The sequence below is a fragment of the Rhodococcus sp. R1101 genome (assembly GCF_000278445.1).
In the GTDB taxonomy this organism is placed as follows: Bacteria; Actinomycetota; Actinomycetes; order Mycobacteriales; family Mycobacteriaceae; genus Rhodococcus; species Rhodococcus gordoniae.
On the sequence record NZ_AJVB01000261.1, the window covers coordinates 1 to 5,426 of the forward strand.

Consider the following 5,426-nt stretch of genomic DNA (forward strand, 5'->3'; position numbering starts at 1 on the left):
CTGCACCGAGAGCCGCGGCCTCACCGCGAGTGCTGACGCCGAGCTTTCGTAGTACCCCCGCCACGTGGAATTTCACCGTCGACTCGCTCACGCCGAGACGTTCGGCGATGACGCGGTTGCGGCGTCCCGCCACCAGATGCTCGAGCACCTCGATCTCGCGCGGGGCGAGAGCGGCGAGCGCATCGAGCGCCTGCCCGTCCGGTGCAGCGACCGGCAGGTCGAGCGGGAAGCTCACCGCGAGCCGCGTCCCCCAGCCGGGAGTCGATTCGGATTCGATACTTCCGCCCAGGGTTTCGACGCGATCACGGAGCTGACGTTCGAGTTCGGCGACCTCGATCTCGCCGGTGCCGTCGTCGCGCACGTCCACCAGCAGAGTCGAGTTGTCGCAACTCCACGCGACCCGGACCCGTGTCACGTCGGCCTGCCCCGACATCGCCAGCACCGCACCCCGGGCGATCGCGCGGGCCGCATGCGCCACCTCGCCCGGCAGTCCCCGCCCACCCACCTCGCGGGGCGACCATCTGCAGGTCGAGCCGACGATGCCGCACCAGTTCGCGCAGTTCGCCGTGCAGTCGGGCGAACGCGGTGGTCAGCGCCTCCTCCGCGAGTTCGCGGTGCAGGTCCACCGCCGACCGCAGACCGATCAGCGCCTCGGTCGCCGTCTCCCGCGCCGTGGTCCGGGCGCGGGTGTCGTCGAGATCCTTCGATCGCAGGGTCGCGAGGATCGTCTCGAGGGTCACGGCGTGCGACTCGGTGAGTTCGGCGACGGTGCGGGCCCGCTCGGCCGAAGCGGCCCTCGATTCCGCAAGATATGCCGGGCTCGCGGTGTGCACCTGGAGCCGGATCCCGGTGGCGACCACGCCGAACGCCGCTCGCACGAGTTCGAGCGCCGAGGCGGTCGCCCGCGCGCCACGCGGCACGAACAGCAACAACGTGTCCGTACTGTCGAGGATCGCGCACACCTCGCGATCGCGCCCCGCGACGCGGAAGCTGCCGCGACGGATCTCCCCCACGGTGAGTTCGCTCCGCACCCGGTCGAGTTCGGCGATGGTCACCCGGTCGACGATCGACGGGTCACCGGCCACCTTCCGTGGTCTGCCCGTGCATTCCCTCGTGAAGATCACCATGGCGCTGTGCGGAGCGAGGTCGGCGACGTAGGTGGAGAAGCGCTGTGCGATCTCCGCGAGCGGACCGGTGAGGACGTCGCGCAACTCGGCGATCAGGACCTCGGGACGACGGGCGGTGGGACTCACGTGCCCACGATATCGGCGCCCGTGTACTGCGCACTTGCGCCCCTCGGGGTTCGAGCGGCGGTAACATGTGCGACACCCGGCAACGCGCCCGTCGGCACCGGGCGGCGTCGATCCTCGTCCGCGGGAGGTGCTGCGAACAGTGGCGGACCGCCGAGCGGCAACGGGAAGCGCGACCGCGGTCGGCGGCCGCGACGGGTTCCCGGCGACCGTGCCGGGTCTGCTGCTCGACCGGGTGTCCCGCTCCCCCGATTCCGTCGCCTACCTGCGTCCCGACGGGGAACGGTGGCGCCCGTCCACATGGTCGGAGGTACGACGGGAGGTCGTCGAGCTCGCGGCGGGCTTGATCGCTCGCGGTGTCGAACCCGGGATGCGCGTCGCGATCTGCGCGACCACCTGTTACCGGTCCGTCGTCGCCGACCTCGCCGTGGCGTGCGCGGCCGGTGTCTCCGTGCCGATCTATCCGGCGACACGCGACGACGAGGCGCGGGACCAGATCCGCCGCGCACATGCCGTGCTGGCGATCGCCGATCGACCGGTGCTCGAGACCTCCCTGCAGCGACTCGACCGTCTCGACGAGCTCGCCGCCGAAGGGCGCAGTCTGTTGCACACCACGCCCGACGCCGTCGGGCGACGGATCGCGGCGCTGTCACCGGACGATCCGGCCGCGCTGATCTACACCGCGTGCGAGGACGGCCGCACCAAAGGCGCGTGCCTGACCCATAGGAGCACGACCTACGGTGCCCGAGCCGTCGCGCAGACCGGGATGATCTCGTCCTCCGACCGCCAACTGCTGTGGCTTCCGCTCGCGCACGTGTTCGGCCGGTCGCTCCTGCTCATGGCGATGCACGCGGGCGTGAGCACCGCCGTCGACGGCCGCGCCGACCGGGTCACCGCGAATCTGCGAACGGTCCGTCCGACCTTCCTCGGCTCGGTCCCGCACGTCCTCGAGAAGATCGCCCGGCTCGAGCGGGACGAGCTCGGAGGCCGGTTGCGCTTCGTCATCTCCGGTTCCGCGCGGCTGTCCGATGCGATCGCCGAGCGGCTCGAACGGCTCGGTGTGCCGGTGCTCGAGGGGTACGGGATCACGGAGACGTCCGGGCCCTCGTGTGTGAACCTGCTGGGCTCGCACCGTCCCGGCACCGTCGGCCGGCCACTGCGTGGCACCGAGGTTCGGGTCGCAGACACCGGCGAACTCCTCATCCGTAGTCCCGGGGTGATGACCGGGTACCACGACGATCCGGCGGAGACCGCTGCCGCACTCGACGCCGACGGCTGGTTCCACACGGGCGACCTCGCCGAGATCGACGCCGACGGCTTCGTCACCGTCACCGGCCACCGCAAGGACACGTTCAAGACCAGCACCGGCAAGTACGTCGGGCCGACCGCGCTCGCCGGCCGCTGGCGGCGGGTCTGCCCCGGCAGCGAACTCGTCGTGGCCGGGGAGATGCGCCCCTACTGTGTCGGCCTCGTGTTCACCACGGCACCGGAGTCGGTCGTCGCGGCCGCGCTGGAGCAGCTCAACGCCCGATCGGACCCGTGGGAACGCATCCGCCGGTTCACTACGGTGAGCACACCTCCGGACGCGGACGATCTCGACCCGGCCGGGCGCCCGATCCGCGATCGCGTGCTCGCCCGGTACGCCCGTCTCGTCGACGAGCTGTACGCGAACGGTCGCCGTGCGGGTCAGGACGGGTCGAGGCAACCGAAGGCCGTCTGAAGTAAGGTTCGCCTAAGCGCTGGTCGCCGCATGCCGGAAGGCCCGGTCGTCCCGCCGTCCACGATCCCCGGTCCAGGAGAACGCACACATGGCTCGTAGCCTTCGCCCCATCGAGGTCTTCCCGATCACCACGCGGTACCTGAAGGTGCTCCGCGTGACGGACGTGAGCCCCGGGATGCGGCGGGTGACCCTCGGGGGCGAACAGTTGCAGGCGCACGTCGCACCGAACGGATATCCGGTCGAGGCGTTCCGGTCGGACGGTGTGGACGACGAGTTCAAGTTGATGTTCAAGCATCCCGACCTCGACGTGGCCCTCGGCCCTACCCAGTCCGACGGCGTGGTGAACTGGCCGCGCGATCCGAAGCTGCTCATGCGCACCTACACCGTCCGGCGCTGGGATCCGGTCGCCGGCGAGATCGACGTGGACTTCGTGCGCCACGGCGTGGGTCCCGCGTCGAGCTGGTCGTACCGCGCGGAGCCCGGTGAGACGATCCAGATCGCCGGACCGAAGTCGTCGGCAGGACACCCGCAGGGCGTGGACTGGACGCTCGTGGCGGGCGACGAGACGGCGCTGCCGGCCATCGGGCGCTGGCTCGAGAACTGGCCGGCCGGAGCACGTGGTCAGGTCTTCGTCGAGATCGCCGACGACACCCACCGTCAGGATCTGCCCGTCCCCGACGGGGTGGAGCTGACCTGGCTCGGCCGCGACGGCGCCGAACCGGGCACGACGACGCTGTTGTTCGATGCCGTCACGAACGCCGAGTGGTGGGACGGGAAGGTCTTCGCGTGGGTGGCCGGTGAGGCCCTCACGCTCACCCCGATCCGGCGGTGGCTGCGCAACGAGAAGGGCCTTCCCAAGGAACAGGTGGAGGTCACCGGATACTGGCGGCGCCAGGAGGTCGCGGTATCGGAGGCCGACGCCTCCCTGCCCGATTTCGAGGCGACCGAGGACGAGCGCGACCGCTTCGACGAATTGGCCGAGATCGCACCGGGTTTCGCACTGCGGGTCGCGGCGACCATCGGCCTGGCGGCAGCCTTCGACGCCTCGCCGCGCACCGTCGACGAACTCGCCGTCAAGACGGGGGCGGACCGCACCGGCCTGGGCAGGCTGCTGCGCTATCTCGTCGCCCTCGGGGTGGCCGAAGACCTCGGCGAGGGCCGGTTCCGGCTCACCGGCGTCGGCCGCGAACTCGAGGACGACCACCACATCGAGGAACTCCGCCTCGACGGCGTGCACGCGCAGCGGGAACTGGCGGGCATGCTCGCGCTGCTCGCCGCCGTCCGTACGGGCCACGGGGACGACGCTGAGCGGTTCGGGAAGAGCTTCGCGCAGCGCGTCGCGGACGACATCGCTCTGTCGGCGGACCGGTACGAGCAGGAAGCGGAGATGGCGGCGTACTTCGCCGGCGCCCTCGTCGCGAAGGTGCCCACCGACGTCTCGACCATGGTGGTCGCCGGTGAGGCGGCGGGTTCCTACGCCCACGCCTTCGTCACGGCGAACCCGTCGGCAAGAGCGACCGTGGTGGCCGCGCCGTCGGAGATCGAGGTGCTGCGCCGCGTCCACGGCGAGCACGAGCGGGTCGCGTACGCGCCGGGCAGCATGCTCGAGGCCCGACCCGAACCGGTCGACGCGGTGCTGCTGACCGGGCGGCTGAACGAACTGCCCGACGCCGATGCCGTGCACGTGCTCCAGCAGGCGGCGGCCGGACTGAACCCGGGTGGCCGGATCCTCGTCTTCGGCAACGTGCTCGACGAGAACGCCGGTGAACACGACTACGAGGACGACCTCGTCGACTTCGCGCTCAGCGGTGGTGGGGGTCGTACGCACGAGGACCACGTGGCACTGTTCGAGGCGGCCGGCCTCGCGGAACCCGAGCGCACGACGGTGGGATGGGGAATGACGTTGTACACGTCCGTCGGCTCGACGCGCTGAGATCGTGCTTCGCGGTGGCCTCGCGACCGGCGGGGCCGCCGCAGAGCTGCAAGAAGAGCCGCTGTGAGGAGAGCCGCCGGGAGGGCGATGCCCGAGGGGTGGAGCTAAGGGGACTCGAACCCCTGACCCCCACACTGCCAGTGTGGTGCGCTACCAGCTGCGCCATAGCCCCTTGCACGGCCCTGACGGGGACCGCCACCGAAGACTACAGGCGAGAGCGTGAACTCTCGCCTGTATCGATCTTGTGGAGCTAAGGGGACTCGAACCCCTGACCCCCACACTGCCAGTGTGGTGCGCTACCAGCTGCGCCATAGCCCCGTATTCGGTTGTACCGTTGCGCTCCGGTGACTCCTTCGCGCTGAAAGAAAACTACACCATCGCGCTCGACGCCAACAAATCGCCTGGTAGACGGCGCGATGGTGACGGGAGCACGTACCCGACGCGCTCCCGTCACCGTGCGATCTATCCGACGAGTTCGGTCACCCAGTTCTCGTTGCCGAGGGCGTCGACGACGGTTCCCTCG

The 5,426-nt window shown here is 70.4% G+C and carries 2 protein-coding genes, 2 tRNA genes and 1 pseudogene; 2 read left to right on the top strand and 3 right to left on the bottom strand.

The genetic code is table 11. From position 1 onward, the window contains the following. Positions 1–1,253, bottom strand: a pseudogene (locus tag R1101_RS27010) (LuxR C-terminal-related transcriptional regulator); the annotation flags it as partial. A 139-nt stretch (positions 1,254–1,392) separates the two neighbouring features. Here R1101_RS27010 and R1101_RS0115405 point away from each other — a divergent pair. Together R1101_RS0115405 and R1101_RS0115410 are read left to right on the top strand one after the other, a co-directional pair. After that, the gene (locus tag R1101_RS0115405) at positions 1,393–2,970 is read left to right on the top strand and encodes an AMP-dependent synthetase/ligase (RefSeq protein WP_016934287.1); all 1,578 of its coding nucleotides are present in this window, start codon (positions 1,393–1,395) and stop codon (positions 2,968–2,970) included. Positions 2,971–3,058: 88 nt separating this feature from the next. Continuing rightward, positions 3,059–4,903 (top strand): siderophore-interacting protein, encoded by a 1,845-nt coding sequence (locus R1101_RS0115410; RefSeq protein WP_016934288.1) that lies wholly within the window; start codon positions 3,059–3,061, stop codon positions 4,901–4,903. A gap of 99 nt (positions 4,904–5,002) precedes the next feature. Here the strand turns inward: R1101_RS0115410 and R1101_RS0115415 are convergent. Both R1101_RS0115415 and R1101_RS0115420 read right to left on the bottom strand, forming a co-directional pair. Continuing rightward, positions 5,003–5,075, bottom strand: a tRNA-Ala gene (locus R1101_RS0115415). A gap of 73 nt (positions 5,076–5,148) precedes the next feature. Next, positions 5,149–5,221: transfer RNA gene (locus R1101_RS0115420), tRNA-Ala, on the bottom strand. Positions 5,222–5,426 lie beyond the last annotated feature (205 nt).

Bases quoted from the DNA above. Each gene is read 5' to 3' on its own strand.
- R1101_RS0115410 (WP_016934288.1), top strand. From the start codon at position 3,059: ATGGCTCGTAGCCTTCGCCCCATCGAGGTCTTCCCGATCACCACGCGG.